The organism is Micrococcus sp. LASM2_SD2 (assembly GCF_057364565.1).
Map to the genome: position 1 here is coordinate 1 of NZ_JBNFOB010000031.1, position 14,611 is coordinate 14,611.

The following is a 14,611-nucleotide window of genomic DNA, read 5'->3' on the forward strand; positions in this document are numbered from 1 at the left end:
CGTCGCGAGCCGACGCGCCCACGACAGCACGCCGGTGCGCGCAGGCGGCCGCACGGACCGACGTGCCAGATGCACGAGGTCGGGGCGGCGGCGGCGCTTCGCAGCGCGGTCGAGGGTCAGGCGCATGGTCCTTCTCGCGGGGTCGGGGCAGGGGGGGAATGCCCCATCCTGACATGAACGCCAGGTGAACAAAACCCCTCGCAGACAAGAACACAGCGAGCTGTGAGGGCTCTCTCAGAGGTCACCTCGTCGAGCCTGCCGCGACGGCACCGGAACCGGCCGGGGCCGGGTCAGAGGAGCCGGTCCGGGTCCTCCACGTCCACGGTCAGGCCGTCCTCGCGCAGGCGGCGGATGCCCTCCTGCACCATGCGCCGGCCCACGTCCGTCACGCGGTCGACGCGCTCGAGGCTCACGACCACACGCTCCGGGCGCTCCTGGCCGATCTCCACCATGGCGGCCTGCACGGCCTCGGCTCCGCCGAAGCGCAGCACGCCCTGCAGGTGCAGGCGCACCGCGTCGTCCTGCCGGCGCACGAAGCGCACCACGGTCGCCCCGAGCGGATCGGCCTCCATGAGGTGCAGGTTCAGGTCCTCGGAGAGACGGCGGAAGAACTCCACGCCGCGGACCGAGCTGCCGTGGTCGTCCAGCCGCGGCGAGTAGACGCCGATGCCCACCTGCCCGGGCAGGGCGCCCATCACTCCGCCGGCCACCCCAGACTTCGCCGGGATGCCCACGTCCGCCATCCACTCGCCCGCCGCGTCGTACATGCCGGAGGCGGACATCACGGCCAGCACCTGCCGCGCCACCAGCGAGCGCAGCACCCGCTCCCCCGTGAACGGGTGCACGCCGCCCGAGGCCAGGCAGGCGCCCATCACGGCGAGGTCCCGGACGGTGACCTTCACGGCGCACTGGGCCACGTAGCCGGCCACGATGTCCTCGGCGCGGTCGTGCAGGATGTCATGGCTGCGGAGCATGTGCGCCAGGGCCAAGTTGCGGTCCGAGACCGCCATCTCCGACTCGTACGTGGCGTGGTCGATGGTCAGCGTCCGGCCGGCCAGGGTGGACAACAGCGAGACCACCCGGTCGATGCGCTCCTGCCGTCCCGCGTAGGCGCCGACGAGCAGCTGGTGGGTGGCCAGGGCGCCGGCGTTGATCATCGCGTTGTCCGGGCGCTTGGACTCCTCCTCGAGCGAGAGCTCGTTGAACGCCTCACCGGACGGGTTGAGGCCCACGAAGCGGTCCACGACCTCCGTGCCGCGGTCCGTCAGCGCCGCCGCGTAGGCGAACGGCTTGGAGACGGACTGGATGGTGAACTCGGTCTCGTCGTCCCCCGCCGAGTGCAGGCGTCCGGTGACCGTGGCCACCGCGGCGCCGAACGGCCGCGGGTCGGCCTTCGCGAGCTCCGGGATGTACTGCGCGACCTGGCCGTCCTCGAGATGGCCGAGGGACTCCAGGACGCCGTTCAGGTAGTCGGGGACGGGATGGCGCACCGGTCAGTCCTTCTGCCACATGGCGGTGAGGTCGTTGGTGCCCTTGGTCTCGATCATCTCGACCTCCTGGAAGCCGAGCTTCTCGTAGAACGGCACGTTGTCCCGGGTGGAGGACTCGAGGTAGACGCCGACGCCCTGCTCCTTCGCATGGGCGATGCGGTGCTTCACCAGTCCGGAGCCGACGCCCCGGCCGCGCGCTGCCGGGGTGGTGCCGAGCTCGGTGAGGTACCAGTGGTCCTCGGCGGGGCGGGCGCGGTCGCAGGCGGCCGTGGTGCGCAGGGCGTCCCAGGCCTTCGGGCCGTGGGTGCGCACGTAGTTGGGGACCCGGCTGAGCTGGTCCCGCCAGGTGGGGTCCGAATGGCCCGGACGCTCCCAGAGGGCCACGCCGAGCACGGACCCGTCGGCGGGATCCACCGCCACGTCCACGGCGCCCCGCGGCAGGCCATCGGAGTCCACCACGAGCATGCCCCGGATCATACGGACGAACTTCACGGACAGGCGCTCGGCATGCCGGTCCCGGTGACCGGGCAGCAGCTTCGTGGTGAAGGGGTCCGTGGCGAACGCCTCCGCGAGCACGCCCGCGACGTGTTCGACGGTGGTGGCCGAGGTGTCGTCCGCGGTCAGCGTCTCGATCTCGAACGGGGCGCGCTGGGCAGGGCTGGATGAGGTGGGGCGCGTGGGGGTCATCCCCTCCATCATAGGGAAGCGGCCGCCGCCGACCCCACTCGGGGACGGCGGCGGCCGATGCGACCGGGCTGCGGACGGTGCAGGTCACCGCCCCGATCGGCCAGATCAGCTCTCCTGCAGGGCCTCCACGTCCTCGTCGATCCAGTCGCGGGTGCGGTCCACGGCCTTCTTCCAGAGGCGCAGCCGGCGCTCGGCCTCGTCCTCGTCCATCTGGGCCTCCCAGCGCTTGTCCTCGTCCCAGTTCTTGGCGAGCTCCTCCTGGGACTCCCAGAAGCCGACGGCCAGGCCGGCGGCGTAGGCGGCGCCGAGGGCGGTGGTCTCGATGACCTTCGGCCGGACGACCGGGACGCGCAGCAGGTCCGCCTGGAACTGCATGAGCATCTCGTTCGTGACCATGCCGCCGTCCACCTTCAGCTCCGTGAGGTCCACGTCGGCATCGGCGTTCATCGCATCCAGGACCTCACGGGTCTGGAACGCGGTGGCCTCGAGGACCGCACGGGCGATGTGGCCCTTGTTGACGTAGCGGGTCATGCCCACCATGGCGCCGCGGGCCGAGGAGTCCCAGTGCGGTGCGAACAGGCCGGAGAACGCGGGCACGAGGTAGACGCCGCCGTTGTCCTCGACCTCGCCGGCGAGCCGCTCCACCTCCGGAGCGTCCTTGATGATGCCCAGGTTGTCCCGCAGCCACTGCACGAGGGAGCCGGTGACCGCGATCGAGCCCTCGAGCGCGTAGACCGGCTTCTCGTCACCGATCCGGTAGCAGACCGTGGTCAGCAGGCCGTTCTCGGAGCGGACGAGCTCCTCGCCGGTGTTGATGAGCATGAAGTTGCCCGTGCCATAGGTGTTCTTCGCCTGGCCCACCTCGAAGCAGGCCTGGCCGAAGGTGGCCGCCTGCTGGTCGCCGAGGATGCCGGCGATCGGCGTCTCACGCAGCAGCTGGTGCCCGGCGGCGTGGCCGACGACCTCCGACGAGCCAGCGATCCGCGGGAGCATCGACATGGGGATGCCCATGTCCTTGCAGATGTCCTCGTTCCAGTCCAGGGTGTCGATGTTCATCAGCATGGTGCGGGACGCGTTGGTGACGTCCGTGACGTGCTCACCGCCGTCCACACCGCCGGTGAGGTTCCAGATGATCCACGAGTCCGTGGTGCCGAACAGCAGCTCGCCGCGCTCGGCACGCTCGCGGGCACCCTCCACGTTCTCCAGGATCCAGGCCACCTTGGGGCCGGAGAAGTAGGTGGCCAGTGGCAGGCCGACCCGCTCCTTGTACTTCTCGTCGCCCTCGTCGCCGGCGAGGCGGTCGCAGATCTTCTGGGTGCGGGTGTCCTGCCAGACGATGGCGTTGTAGACCGGCTCGCCGGTGTTCTTGTCCCACACGACCGCGGTCTCACGCTGGTTGGTGATGCCGACCGCCGCGAGCTCGTGGCGGGTGATCTCGGCCCGGGACAGGGCCTGCGCGATGGCCTCACGGGTGTTCCGCCAGATCTCCTGCGGATCGTGTTCCACCCAGCCGGCGCGCGGGAAGATCTGCTTATGCTCGAGCTGGCCGGTGGACACGATGTTCCCGGAGTGGTCGAACACGATCGCTCGGGACGAGGTCGTGCCCTGGTCGATCGCCATCACGTACTGGTCTGCGGACATGGGCTTCTCCTTCGAAGCTCGGGGTGTGTGGTCGTTTGCGGGTCGGAGGTCAGGCGAAGGCCAGCGAGGCGAGGCCGGCGAGCACGGCGCCCACCACCGGACCGACGATCGGCACCCAGGCGTAGCCCCAGTCGGAGCCGCCCTTGTTCGGGATCGGGGCGACGGCGTGGAACAGGCGCGGGCCCAGGTCTCGGGCCGGGTTGATGGCGTAGCCGGTCGGACCGCCGAGCGAGGCGCCGATCGCGACCACCAGGAAGGCGACGGCCAGGGGGCCGAGACCGGAGGGGGTGTTGCCGAACAGCAGGATGACGAACACCAGCACGAACGTGGCGATCACCTCGGTGACCATGTTCCAGAGGGGGTTACGGATCTCCGGGCCGGTGGCGAAGGTGCCGAGGATGGCGGCCGGGTCCTGCTCGGCGGCGTAGTGGTCACGGTAGGCGAGCCACGCCAGCGCGGCTCCCAGGAAGCCTCCGATCACCTGGGCGAGGAAGTACGCCAGCGTGTTCCCGAAGGTCACCGGGATGCCCGGCGCGAACTCGGCGGCACCGCTGGCGATGAGGCCCACGGTCACGGCAGGGTTCAGGTGGGCGCCCGAGGAGAACGCCACATAGACGCCGGTGAAGACGCCGAGGCCCCAGCCGAAGTTGATCAGCAGCCATCCGCCGCCGTGGCCCTTCGTCTTGGCCAGTACCGCGTTGGCGACGACGCCGACGCCGAGCAGCAGCAGCATCGCCGTGCCGGCGATCTCGTGAAGGAAGATCGTTCCCATTTCTTCTGTCCTCGTCCTGTGTCAGATGGGTCGTTGGTCGGGGCCCGGCCACTGGGCCGGTCGCCGAAGGGTGTGGTGCGGTCAGTCGGCGGGGGCCGTGTCGGCCGCTGCGAGCGCCTGTGCGGCGGCCGCGTCGGACCCGGTCCCCTCTCCGCGCATCCGCGCCTCCATGAGGTCCCGGTAGCGCTTCACCTCGGCGGTGCGGCGCGCGTCGTCCCAGCCGAGCTCCGGGCGCCACGAGCGCGGGCGACCTCCTCGGCTGCGGCGACGCCGCGGTCCCGGACCTCGGTGGAGAGGCGGGTGCGCCGCTCGAGCACGTCGTCCAGGTGGACGGCGCCCTCCGCGCGGGCGGCGTAGACGATTTCCGCGCGCAGGTAGCGCGGCGCAGCCTCCAGCGGCCGGCCGAGGTCCGGGTGCTCGTCGATCAGGGCGAGCACGTGGTCCAGGACGGTGCCGTAGCGGGAGAGCAGCCGGTCCACGCGCACCTCGTCCCAGCCGCGCTGGGCGGCGATGGCCTCGGCCCGCTCGGCGATCTCGGCATAGCCCAGGCCGCCGAGCACCGGGATGCTCTCCGTGAGGCTGGGTCGGGTCGGGTGGCTCTCGCGGACCACGAAGTCCACTACGTCCTCGGCCATCGCCCGGTAGGTGGTCCACTTCCCGCCGGCCACGGCGGTCAGGCCGGGGGTGACCTCCGTGACGGTGTGCTCACGGGAGATCTTGGTGGAGCCGCCGTCGTCGGAGGTCTTCACGGGTTGCAGCAGCGGGCGCAGTCCGGCGTAGGTGGCGATCACGTCGTCCCGCGTGAGGTCCTGCTTGAGGATCGCGTTGGCGTGCTCGATCACGTAGTCGATGTCGTCCGCGGTGGCCGCGGGGTGCGCCACGTCCTCTTTCCACGGGGTGTCCGTGGTGCCGATGACCCAGTACTCGTCCCAAGGGATGAGGAACAGCACGGACTTCTCGGTCTTGGTGATCACGCCGGTGTGCGGGTCCGCCTCGATGCGCTCCTTGGGCACGGTGATGTGGACGCCCTTGGAGGCCAGCACCTCGAGGCCGCCCTCGGCCTCGGCGAGGTCCTGCTGCTCCTGGGTCCAGACGCCGCCGGCCAGGATGGTGCTGCGGGCGTGGACGTCGAACTCCTCGCCCGTGACCTCCTCGCGCAGGCGCGCACCGCAGACGCGGCCGTCCCCGTCCCGCAGGTAGTCCACGACCTTCGTGTAGTTCGCGGCGAGCGCCCCGTGGTCCACGGCGGAGCGGACGAGCATCATCGCCAGGCGGGCGTCGTCGAACTGGGCGTCCGCGTACTCCACGGCGCCCACGATCTTCTCGTCGTCCAGGGCGGGGATGGTGGCGGCCATGGAGCGCCGGGTCAGGTGGCGGTGTCCGGCCACCGCGCGCTTGCGGCCGAGGGACTGCATGGCGTCGTACATGGTGACGCCGGCGCCGATGAAGCCGCGGTCGATCACCTTGTGGAAGAACGGGAAGACGAAGCGCAGCGGACGCACCAGGTGCGGGGCGGTCTTCGTCAGCAGCAGGTCGCGCTCGCGCAGGGCCTCGTAGACGAGCTTCACGTCCAGCATCTCGAGGTAGCGCAGGCCGCCGTGCATGAGGCGGGAGGAACGGGAGGACGTGCCGGACGCCCAGTCGCGGGCCTCCACGATGCCCACGTCGAGGCCACGGGTGGCCGCGTCGAAGGCCGCGCCGGCCCCGGAGGACCCGCCGCCCACGATCAGGATGTCCAGCGGGTTCTCGGCGTCGGCGGCCTTCAGGCGCGCCAGGTGGTCGGCACGCAGGTCGGCGGACAGGTCGGTCGTGCGCAGGGTGGGCAACGCGGAACTCCTCGGATCTGGTCGGCTGTCGGGGGCGGCGGGGACATGGTCGTCTCCGTCGGTCGCCCTCCAGTCGTGCGTGTTGAGCCGACATTGAATCGAAAGGTATGTGAGACGCGCAACAGGTCCAGGGCGTCCGCCGCCTGATCGAGACCTTCGGATGGGCCAGACTGGACCCATGTTCACCGACCCTCGCTCCCCCGCAGACGTCCGTTCCCGCCTCGAGCAGGCCCTGCCCGGGCGTGTGGACACGGACGCCGAGGTCCTGGCCGCCGCGCAGACGGACCGCTCCGGCCACCGCTCGGGGTCGGACCCCGTGGCCGTGGTGCACGCCCGCTCGGTCGAGGACGTGCAGCAGGTCTGCCGGATCGCGGACGCCACCCGCACCCCGCTGGTCGTGCGTGCGGCCGGCACGGGCCTGGCCGGCGGCGCGGTGGCGGGTGCCGGCGAGATCGTGCTGGACATGACGGGCATGGACCGGATCCTCGAGGTCTCCGCTGCGGACCGGCTGGCGGTGGTGGAGTCGGGCATTCTCAACGGCGCCCTGAACCGGGCGCTGGCGGAGCATGGCCTGTGGTGGGCCCCGGACCCGGCGTCCAAGGAGATCTCCACGGTGGGCGGGAACATCGCGATGAACGCGGGGGTCTGCTCTGCGCCAAGTACGGCGTCACCCGCGAGGCGGTGCTCGGCCTGAAGGTTGTCCTGGCGGACGGCTCCCTGATCGAGATGGGCCACCGCAGCGTCAAGGGCGTCACCGGCTACGACCTCACCGCGCTGATGATCGGCTCCGAGGGCACCCTCGGCGTGATCGTGGAGGCCACCCTGGCCCTGCGGCCGGTCACACCCGGGGAGGTCGTCACCCTGGGCGCGTTCTTCCCGGACGTGGTGTCCGGAGCCGCCGCGGCGGCGGCCATCACCACGGAGGGGCTGGTGCCGGCCATCATGGAGCTCGTGGACGAGGCCACGCTCGCCGCCATCAAGGACTACACCGGCGACGACGGCGCTCACCTCCCGGACGACGCCGCCTTCCTCCTCGTCCAGGCCGACGGCCCCGGGGCGGCCGCCGAGGGCGCCCGCATGCTCGAGCTCGCCGTGGCGGCGGGCGGCACCGCACGCCTGGCGGAGACCCCCGAGGAGGCGGAGCGGCTCGTCGCCCTGCGCCGCAACGCGTTCCCCGCCCTGGAGCGCCTGGGCACGCCGCTGGTGGAGGACGTGGCCGTGCCCCGCACGAGGATGGTGGAGATGTTCGCGCGGATCCGTGAGATCGAGGCCCGCACCGGTATCCGGATCCCCACCGCGGCGCACGCCGGGGACGGCAACCTGCATCCGATCCTCGTGTTCGGCGAGGCCGACCGGGTGGGCGGCTCGGGCGAGATCCCGCAGCAGGTGTGGGACGCCGCCGGCGAGGTCTTCCGGGCCGCCCTCGACCTGGGCGGCACCCTCACCGGTGAGCACGGCGTGGGCCTGCTCAAGCGGGACTTCCTGGCGAACGAGCTCGGCGAGGTGCAGGACGGGCTGCAGCGCCGCATCAAGGCCGTCTTCGACCCGCACGGGATCATGAACCCGGGCAAGGTCTTCGGCTGACGGCCCGCACCGCCGGTTTCCACAGCCGGGGCCGGCGTCCAGCGCGGGTGCAGGCTCGGTCAGTAGCGTGGAGCCCATGCCCTCCCCCATCGAGCAGCCGAGGGAGTCTGCGCACCCGCACGACCCCTCCCCCGCGGCCCCGGGCGCGCCTGTGCCCGGTTCCGCCCTGGCGCCCCTGAGGGGCACCCCGGTCTCGGACCTGACGCAGCTGCCGCCCGCCGTCGCGCAGGCGCTGGACTCCCTGCGCACCGAGTTCGACCGGTTCGACCTGGAGTACCGCTCGGCGCTGGCCCAGGTGGAGACCCGGCTGGAGGTCCTGCAGGACGAGTTCACCCACCTGCACGACTACAACCCGATCGAGCACATCACCAGCCGTGTGAAGTCCGCGCAGTCCATCCTGCGCAAGGCCACGGCCCGCGGCCTGACGTTCGACCTGGAGGCGCTGCGCACCGAGATCACGGACATCGCCGGGGCGCGCGTGGTGGTGTCCTTCACCGCGGACGTCTACCGGATCTTCGAGCTGTTCACGGCCCAGCCGGACATCGAGCTGCTGCAGGTGAAGGACTACATCGCCGACCCCAAGCCGAGCGGCTACCGGTCGCTGCACTGCATCGTGCATGTGCCCGTGCACTTCTCCACCGGCGTGCGCAATGTGGTGGTGGAGGTGCAGTTCCGCACGAGCGCCATGGACTTCTGGGCGTCCCTGGAGCACAAGATCAACTACAAGTTCGACGGGGACATCCCGACGCACATCGTCACCGAGCTCACGGCCGCCGCGGACGTGGCCAACGAGCTGGACGCCCGCATGGAGCACCTGCACCGGCAGGTCCGGCTGCACGGCGATCAGGGCGAGGACGAGGGCCTGTTCCCCACGGACATGCTGTTCACCTCGGACGACGAGGAGGAATGACCGCCCCGGATGGGGGAAGATGGACTGCTGTGAGCCCCCAGCAGTCCTCCTCCGGAACCGACGCGTCCTCCTCTGGAGTCGACGTGCAGTCGGTCCTGCGCGTCGCGCTCCTCGTGCTCGTGGCCGTCGTCTTCGTGTGGCTGGCGCTGACGGTGCGCCTGCCGGAGCTGGAGGACCTGCGGGACACCCTGGCCGGCTACGGAGCCTGGTCCTGGCTGGTCTTCACCGGCGCCTACGCCCTGGTGGCGCTGACGCCTATCCCCGTGACGATCATGGCGGTGGCCGCCGGCCTGCTGTTCGGCCCGCTCGTGGGCTCCCTGCTCTCGGTGGTGGGGGCCTCCGTGGGCGCGGTGGGCGCCTACGGGATCGCCCGGCTGGCCGGTCACGAGGTGGTCATGAAGGGCCTCGGCCGGCACGCCGCCCGGGTGGAGGACTCCCTCCAGGAGCGGGGCTTCCTGGCGATCCTGGCTCTCCGCTGTGCCCCCGGCCTGCCCTACTGGCCCGTGAACTACGGAGCCGGAGCGGTGGGCGTGGAGCTGGGGACGTTCACCGCCGCCTCGACGCTGGGCTCCGTCCCAGGGCAGGTGTCCCTCGTGGCGATCGGCGCGTTCGTGGCCCGGCCCGGCGTGGTCAACGGCGTCGTCGTGGCACTGGCCTGGATCGCGGTCCTGGCCCTCACCTGGTGGTCCGTGCGCCGGTGGAAGGAGGAGCGGGACCAGACCCAGGCCCAGGATCAGTCCTCCGAGGGGACGGCCTCCGGGACGAGCTCGTAGATCCAGGCCGTGACCGTCCGCTCCTCCACGGGGACCTGCACGCGGACGGGCACCCGGCGGTAGCCGGGCCCCTCGAACTCGTCCAGGCGGCCCCAGTGCTCCGGCAGGTCCGCGGAGACGAAGAGCTGCACCGGGACGGGCTCGGCGGACTCGTCCAGGACCACGCCCGGGTAGCCGGTGGCCCGGCCGGCCCCCGAGGCGTAGAGGCGGGCATGCACCAGCGCCGGACTCCAGCTGCCGTGCATGCCCTCCATCACGTGCTCGTTCGGCTCACCGGGGCGAAGGGTCCCGTAGGTGGCGAGCAGGTGGTCCCGGTCCGTGCTCACGCCTGGCCCTCCGCGGCGAGGCCCTCGCCGGCCAGGATCTGGGAGACGGTGCGGGCCATGCGCAGGTCGCGGGAGGTGAGGCCGGAGACGTCGTGGCTGACCAGCCGGACGGCCACGCGGCCCCAGCCGAGCTCGAGGTCCGGGTGATGGTCAGCGGCCTCGGCGGCGGCGCCGATCTGGTTCACGATCATCAGCGCGGAGGCGAAGTCCGGGGTCTCGCAGGCCGTGTGCAGGCGGCCGTCGCGGACCGTCCAGCCGGCCAGGGACTCGTCTTGGGGCAGGGCGGCGGCCACGGCCTCCTCGGAGTGGACCTCGGAGGCCGGGGCGGACAGCAGGGCGTTCAGGTCTGCGGCGGTGTTCTCGCTCATGCACGTCATTGTGTCCGCCGAGCCGCCGGACGCGCGAGCCCTCAGCCGAAGGCGAGCAGCTCGCGCAGCCGGGCGAAGGCCTCCGGGACCACCGTGTAGTGGGCCCAGCGGCCGTGCTGCTCCCGGGTGACCAGCCCGGCGTCCACGAGGCGCTTCATGTGGTGGCTCACGGTGGGCTGGGAGATGCCGAGCAGCTCCACCAGGTCGCAGGCGCAGACCGTCTCGCAGTCCCGCGCGGCCAGGTGCGAGAGCAGGCGCAGCCGCATGGGGTCGGCCAGGGCCTTGAGGACGGAGGCGTGGGCCTCGGCCTGTTCGGCGGTGAGCTCGCGGGCGGCGGCGGAGCAGCAGGACATGGCCGCCACTATACCTTGACACATTGACGTCCATCAATGTGTAGTCTGGTCCCGACACGACCCCACCTGCCCCTCCGCCTTCGCAGAAGGACCCCCGATGACCTCCTCCCCGCATCGCTTCGGCCCCGGCCGCGCGCCCGCCGGCCACACGTCCCACGCCCCCACCCCGGGCGCTCCCGCCGCCGCGGCCCCGCGCCTGTCCTTCCTGGACCGCTGGCTTCCGGCCTGGATCCTCCTGGCCATGGCCGCCGGACTGCTTCTGGGCCGGTTCGTGCCCGGCCTGGACGATGCCCTGGACTCCCTGAAGGTCGGCAACGTCTCCCTGCCGATCGCGCTCGGCCTGCTGGTGATGATGTACCCGGTCCTGGCGAAGGTCCGGTACGACGAGACCGCGCGCATCACCGCGGACCGCCGGCTCATGGGGCTGTCGATCCTGCTGAACTGGGTGGTCGGCCCGGCCCTGATGTTCGCGCTGGCCTGGATCTTCCTGGCCGACCTGCCGGAATACCGGACGGGTCTGATCATCGTGGGCCTGGCCCGCTGCATCGCCATGGTGCTGATCTGGAACGACCTCGCCTGCGGGGACCGCGAGGCCGCCGCCGTCCTGGTGGCGGTGAACTCGGTGTTCCAGGTGCTCGCCTTCGGCGTGCTGGGCTGGTTCTACCTGCAGATCCTGCCGGGCTGGCTGGGCCTGGAGACGACGACGGCCGGGTTCTCCTTCTGGGCGATCGTCGCCTCCGTGCTGGTCTTCCTCGGCATCCCCCTGCTCGCCGGCTTCCTGACCCGCCTGCTCGGCGAGCGCGCCCGTGGGCGCGCGTGGTACGAGGACACGTTCCTGCCGAAGCTCGGCCCGTGGGCGCTGTACGGCCTGCTGTTCACGATCGTCCTGCTGTTCGCCCTGCAGGGCGAGGCCATCACCACCCGACCGTGGGCCGTCGCCCGCATCGCCCTGCCGCTGCTCGTGTACTTCGTGGTGATGTTCGGCGGATCGCTGCTGGCCGCGAAGGCCGCCGGGCTCGACTACGCCCGTTCGGCGACCGTGGCCTTCACCGCCGCCGGCAACAACTTCGAGCTGGCGATCGCCGTGGCGATCGGCACCTTCGGCGTGACCTCCGGGCAGGCGCTGGCCGGCGTGGTGGGACCGCTGATCGAGGTGCCGGTGCTGGTCGCCCTCGTCTATGCCTCCGTCTGGGCCGGCCGCCGCCTCTTCCCGCACGACCCCACCGTCCCCGTCCCCGCCCGAGGATCCTCCCAATGACCCACGCCGACCCGCATCGCCCCTCCGTCCTCTTCGTCTGCGTCCACAACGCGGGCCGCTCCCAGATGGCCGCAGCCTGGCTGGAACACCTCTCCCAGGGACGCGTCGAGGTCCGCTCCGCCGGGTCCGCCCCGGCGGAGGGCGTGAACCCGGCGGCCGTGGTGGCCATGGCCGAGGTGGGCATCGACATCTCCGCGAACGCCCCGACGGTGCTCACCCCGGAGGCGGTGCAGGACTCGGACGTGGTGGTCACCATGGGGTGCGGGGACACCTGCCCGTTCTTCCCGGGCAAGCGCTACGAGGACTGGGTGCTCCAGGATCCCGCGGGCCTGGACGTCGAGGCCGTCCGACCCATCCGGGACGAGATCCGCCGCCGCGTCCAGGCCCTCGTGCAGGACCTCCTCGCCGGGGAGCGGCCCGGCCGCTGACGCGGCCGTGGCGCACCCGCACACGGCTTCGTCACGGTCACGGGCCGGGCACCTTCGCGGCGCCCTCCCCAGAGGCCAGGTTCGCTGGGTACCCTGGGGGGCGGCTCGACGGGCAGGCCGCCGGTGCACGGATTCGCCGGCAGGAGGGAGACCCATGGACAGGCAGAGGCAGGCGACGGCGCCCCGCGCGACCGTCGAGGTGCCCCGGGTGCTGTTCGTCTGCGTCCAGAACGCGGGCCGCTCACAGCTGGCCGCCATGTTCCTGCAGCAGCTGGCCGGACGCCTCGCGGTGGTGGACTCCGCGGGATCGCGGCCGGCCGAGGCGCTGCATGAGAACGTCGCCCAGGTCATGACGGAGCACGGCGCGTCAGTGGCCGGAGTACGCCCCCAGGCGCTGACTGAGGAGAAGGTGCGGTCTGCGGACTACGTCATCACCATGGGCTGCGGGGACGACTGCCCGGTGTTCGACCACGTCCACTACGAGGACTGGCCGGTCGGCGACCCGGACGAGGCCGACTGGGAGGCCCTGGAGCAGATCGTCGCGGACATCGAGCGGCGGGTCGCCGACTTCTGGGACCGCCTCCACCGCTGATCCGGTCGGTGGTCAGGCCTTCCGGCCCATGCGGGCCAGGATGCGCTCCTGACGGGAGGCGCCCTCCGCCACCGCCAGCGGCTCGGCGAAGACGCCGGCGGTGTACGCCCGCTCGCCGAAGGCGTCCAGGGCCGCCTCGATGCGGTCCATCTCCACCTCTGAGAACTGCACGTCGATGCCCTGGGAACGGCCCAGGTCCCAGCGGTGCACCACCAGGTCGAAGCCGTGGAAGCGCAGCAGCGCGTCCCCCACGGTGGACTGGCCCAGCGCGGTGGACATCGTCTGGTCGATGAAGGACTCGTCCCCGGCCAGCGCCTGCATGGCGGCGGTGTGCTTGATCCACTGGACACGGCGGTCCATAGACCGGGAGCCGTCGAAGATCGGGACCTCACGGCCGTTGCGGGCGGCGAAGTCACGCTGCGCGGTGACCATGTGGTCCAGCAGCTGCCCGGCGTCCCACTCGGCGCACGGCGTCTGCGCATGCCAGTCGGTCACCTGGTCCACCACGGCGGTGAAGTCGTCGGCGTACGACGTCCAGCGGGCCTCGATCTCGGTCTGTGCGGTCATGGAGCCATTCTCCCCGGTCAGTCTCGACTTCCGCCATAGGCCACGCCCAGGGCGAACCCCCACACTGCCCCTTCACGGCGCCCGGGGGCGGCGCGGCGGCCGCAGGCACGGTCGGATCCTGCGCGCGACCGAACGGGGCGAGCTCGACATGCCCCGTCGCGCGACCCTTCTCCCGTAGCCTGCCGTGCATGGGACACCGCATCTTCACCACCGCCGTGGCGGACGTCTACCCGCACTACGTGGACAAGGTCGAACGGAAGGGTCGCACGCGGGCCGAGCTGGACGAGGTCGTCCGGTGGCTGACCGGGTTCGACGCCGACGAGCTCGCCAAGGGCAAGGCCGTGGAGAAGGTGATCCGATGACGACGCGCACCGCCGCGACCGACGGTTCGCCGTCCGCCACCGCACATGACGCTCACGCACCCGTCCGCGGGATCTCCGCCCTGCGCCACCCGGTGGTCTCCGGCGGTCTCATCGGGATCATCGGCGGGGCCGCCTTCGTCTTCGGCGGCGTGGCCGGACTGCCCGAGCCGGCACAGGCGCCGCTGCGCTGGGCTGCGGTCGGTGTGGTCGCCCTCGCCCTCGTGGCGGTCCTGTTCTGCCGTCGGGTCCTGCCCGCGCCGCGCCCGCCGGCGCCCGGGGCGGGGCGCGTCTACGGAGTCTCCGTGGTCGCGATGCTCCTGCTGATGCCGCTCACCCGCCTGGCCGCGCTGGCCCTCGACGCCCCCACGGCGCAGATCTCCCTGGTCGCCGCCGTCGTGGGCGCACACTTCCTCCCGTTCGCCCGGGCTTCCACGCACCGGTGTTCTGGTGGATCGGAGGGGCCATGCTCGCCCTCGGGCTCGGCGGTGCGCTCCTCACAGTCCTCGGCGTGCCCGCCGCAGGTCCGGCCGGGGCCGTAGCGGCCGGCGCGGCGATGCTCGTGATCGTCGCCGTGCAGGCGTTCCAGCAGACGCGGCACGGCCGCCACGGACACCGCTGACGTGAGCCGGGGCGGCGCTCGCCGCCCCCGCAGTGCCCGACGCCCCGCGCGCCTC

General features: G+C 71.9%; 14 protein-coding genes and 3 pseudogenes. 8 read left to right on the forward strand and 9 right to left on the reverse strand.

Annotated elements, in window-relative coordinates; translation table 11 throughout:
- Nucleotides 1–290 precede the first annotated feature (290 nt).
- From AC2W7A_RS03260 to AC2W7A_RS03280, 5 genes and pseudogenes are all read right to left on the reverse strand, one after another.
- Complete coding sequence (locus tag AC2W7A_RS03260) at nucleotides 291–1,490, reverse strand: glutaminase (RefSeq protein ID WP_485990097.1); 1,200 nt, start codon at nucleotides 1,488–1,490, stop codon at nucleotides 291–293.
- A 3-nt stretch (nucleotides 1,491–1,493) separates the two neighbouring features.
- Nucleotides 1,494–2,177: a GNAT family N-acetyltransferase gene (locus AC2W7A_RS03265; protein WP_485990098.1), complete on the reverse strand. Its 684-nt coding sequence runs from the start codon at nucleotides 2,175–2,177 to the stop codon at nucleotides 1,494–1,496.
- Nucleotides 2,178–2,282: 105 nt separating this feature from the next.
- Entirely contained in the window at nucleotides 2,283–3,818 is a 1,536-nt protein-coding gene (gene glpK / locus AC2W7A_RS03270; protein ID WP_485990099.1) for a glycerol kinase GlpK, read from the reverse strand.
- 49 nt (nucleotides 3,819–3,867) lie between these two features.
- Entirely contained in the window at nucleotides 3,868–4,590 is a 723-nt protein-coding gene (locus AC2W7A_RS03275) for an MIP/aquaporin family protein (RefSeq protein ID WP_485990100.1), read from the reverse strand.
- Between the two features lie 81 nt (nucleotides 4,591–4,671).
- Nucleotides 4,672–6,416 (reverse strand): annotated as a pseudogene (locus AC2W7A_RS03280) (glycerol-3-phosphate dehydrogenase/oxidase).
- 178 nt (nucleotides 6,417–6,594) lie between these two features.
- Between AC2W7A_RS03280 and AC2W7A_RS03285 the strand changes: the two are divergent.
- The 3 genes and pseudogenes from AC2W7A_RS03285 (at nucleotide 6,595) to AC2W7A_RS03295 (ending at nucleotide 9,683) form a co-directional block, all read left to right on the forward strand.
- Nucleotides 6,595–8,000 (forward strand): annotated as a pseudogene (locus tag AC2W7A_RS03285) (FAD-binding oxidoreductase).
- A gap of 76 nt (nucleotides 8,001–8,076) precedes the next feature.
- Nucleotides 8,077–8,910: a GTP pyrophosphokinase gene (locus AC2W7A_RS03290; protein ID WP_485990101.1), complete on the forward strand. Its 834-nt coding sequence runs from the start codon at nucleotides 8,077–8,079 to the stop codon at nucleotides 8,908–8,910.
- An 83-nt stretch (nucleotides 8,911–8,993) separates the two neighbouring features.
- A complete protein-coding gene (locus AC2W7A_RS03295; protein WP_485990102.1) occupies nucleotides 8,994–9,683 on the forward strand; it encodes a TVP38/TMEM64 family protein in 690 nt (229 codons plus the stop codon).
- Here the strand turns inward: AC2W7A_RS03295 and AC2W7A_RS03300 are convergent.
- The 3 genes from AC2W7A_RS03300 to AC2W7A_RS03310 are packed head-to-tail and all read right to left on the reverse strand — an operon-like array spanning nucleotide 9,644 to nucleotide 10,730.
- Entirely contained in the window at nucleotides 9,644–10,009 is a 366-nt protein-coding gene (locus AC2W7A_RS03300; RefSeq protein ID WP_485990103.1) for a gamma-glutamylcyclotransferase, read from the reverse strand. The genes AC2W7A_RS03295 and AC2W7A_RS03300 overlap by 40 nt on opposite strands.
- On the reverse strand, nucleotides 10,006–10,377 hold the full coding sequence (locus AC2W7A_RS03305; protein WP_485990104.1) for a 4a-hydroxytetrahydrobiopterin dehydratase: 372 nt from the start codon (nucleotides 10,375–10,377) through the stop codon (nucleotides 10,006–10,008). Before AC2W7A_RS03305 ends, AC2W7A_RS03300 begins: the two co-directional genes overlap by 4 nt.
- Nucleotides 10,378–10,418: 41 nt before the next feature.
- Nucleotides 10,419–10,730: an ArsR/SmtB family transcription factor gene (locus AC2W7A_RS03310; RefSeq protein ID WP_485990105.1), complete on the reverse strand. Its 312-nt coding sequence runs from the start codon at nucleotides 10,728–10,730 to the stop codon at nucleotides 10,419–10,421.
- Nucleotides 10,731–10,827: 97 nt separating this feature from the next.
- Between AC2W7A_RS03310 and arsB the strand changes: the two genes are divergently transcribed.
- The 3 genes from arsB to AC2W7A_RS03325 all read left to right on the forward strand — a co-directional run bounded on the left by arsB (nucleotide 10,828) and on the right by AC2W7A_RS03325 (nucleotide 13,008).
- Nucleotides 10,828–11,988, forward strand: coding sequence for an ACR3 family arsenite efflux transporter (gene arsB, locus AC2W7A_RS03315; protein ID WP_485990106.1), 1,161 nt, complete (start codon nucleotides 10,828–10,830; stop codon nucleotides 11,986–11,988).
- On the forward strand, nucleotides 11,985–12,416 hold the full coding sequence (locus AC2W7A_RS03320; RefSeq protein ID WP_485990107.1) for an arsenate reductase ArsC: 432 nt from the start codon (nucleotides 11,985–11,987) through the stop codon (nucleotides 12,414–12,416). The genes arsB and AC2W7A_RS03320 overlap by 4 nt, the downstream gene beginning before the upstream one ends.
- A gap of 154 nt (nucleotides 12,417–12,570) precedes the next feature.
- Nucleotides 12,571–13,008 (forward strand): arsenate-mycothiol transferase ArsC, encoded by a 438-nt coding sequence (locus AC2W7A_RS03325; protein WP_485990108.1) that lies wholly within the window; start codon nucleotides 12,571–12,573, stop codon nucleotides 13,006–13,008.
- A gap of 12 nt (nucleotides 13,009–13,020) precedes the next feature.
- Here the strand turns inward: AC2W7A_RS03325 and AC2W7A_RS03330 are convergent, their stop codons facing one another.
- Nucleotides 13,021–13,575: a maleylpyruvate isomerase N-terminal domain-containing protein gene (locus tag AC2W7A_RS03330; RefSeq protein ID WP_485990109.1), complete on the reverse strand. Its 555-nt coding sequence runs from the start codon at nucleotides 13,573–13,575 to the stop codon at nucleotides 13,021–13,023.
- A 188-nt stretch (nucleotides 13,576–13,763) separates the two neighbouring features.
- Here AC2W7A_RS03330 and AC2W7A_RS03335 point away from each other — a divergent pair.
- Both AC2W7A_RS03335 and AC2W7A_RS03340 read left to right on the forward strand, forming a co-directional pair.
- Nucleotides 13,764–13,901 (forward strand): annotated as a pseudogene (locus AC2W7A_RS03335) (DUF2200 family protein); the annotation flags it as partial.
- Between the two features lie 32 nt (nucleotides 13,902–13,933).
- Nucleotides 13,934–14,476 carry a hypothetical protein gene (locus AC2W7A_RS03340; RefSeq protein ID WP_485990110.1) on the forward strand — a complete coding sequence of 181 codons (543 nt, stop codon included), beginning with the start codon at nucleotides 13,934–13,936 and terminating at the stop codon, nucleotides 14,474–14,476.
- Nucleotides 14,477–14,611: the final 135 nt, after the last annotated feature.

Coding starts and splice junctions, on each gene's coding strand:
- AC2W7A_RS03265 (WP_485990098.1), bottom strand. CDS start 2,177: ATGACCCCCACGCGCCCCACCTCATCCAGCCCTGCCCAGCGCGCCCCG.
- glpK (WP_485990099.1), bottom strand. CDS start 3,818: ATGTCCGCAGACCAGTACGTGATGGCGATCGACCAGGGCACGACCTCG.
- AC2W7A_RS03275 (WP_485990100.1), bottom strand. CDS start 4,590: ATGGGAACGATCTTCCTTCACGAGATCGCCGGCACGGCGATGCTGCTG.
- AC2W7A_RS03290 (WP_485990101.1), top strand. CDS start 8,077: ATGCCCTCCCCCATCGAGCAGCCGAGGGAGTCTGCGCACCCGCACGAC.
- AC2W7A_RS03305 (WP_485990104.1), bottom strand. CDS start 10,377: ATGAGCGAGAACACCGCCGCAGACCTGAACGCCCTGCTGTCCGCCCCG.
- AC2W7A_RS03310 (WP_485990105.1), bottom strand. CDS start 10,730: ATGTCCTGCTGCTCCGCCGCCGCCCGCGAGCTCACCGCCGAACAGGCC.
- arsB (WP_485990106.1), top strand. CDS start 10,828: ATGACCTCCTCCCCGCATCGCTTCGGCCCCGGCCGCGCGCCCGCCGGC.
- AC2W7A_RS03320 (WP_485990107.1), top strand. CDS start 11,985: ATGACCCACGCCGACCCGCATCGCCCCTCCGTCCTCTTCGTCTGCGTC.
- AC2W7A_RS03325 (WP_485990108.1), top strand. CDS start 12,571: ATGGACAGGCAGAGGCAGGCGACGGCGCCCCGCGCGACCGTCGAGGTG.
- AC2W7A_RS03330 (WP_485990109.1), bottom strand. CDS start 13,575: ATGACCGCACAGACCGAGATCGAGGCCCGCTGGACGTCGTACGCCGAC.
- AC2W7A_RS03340 (WP_485990110.1), top strand. CDS start 13,934: ATGACGACGCGCACCGCCGCGACCGACGGTTCGCCGTCCGCCACCGCA.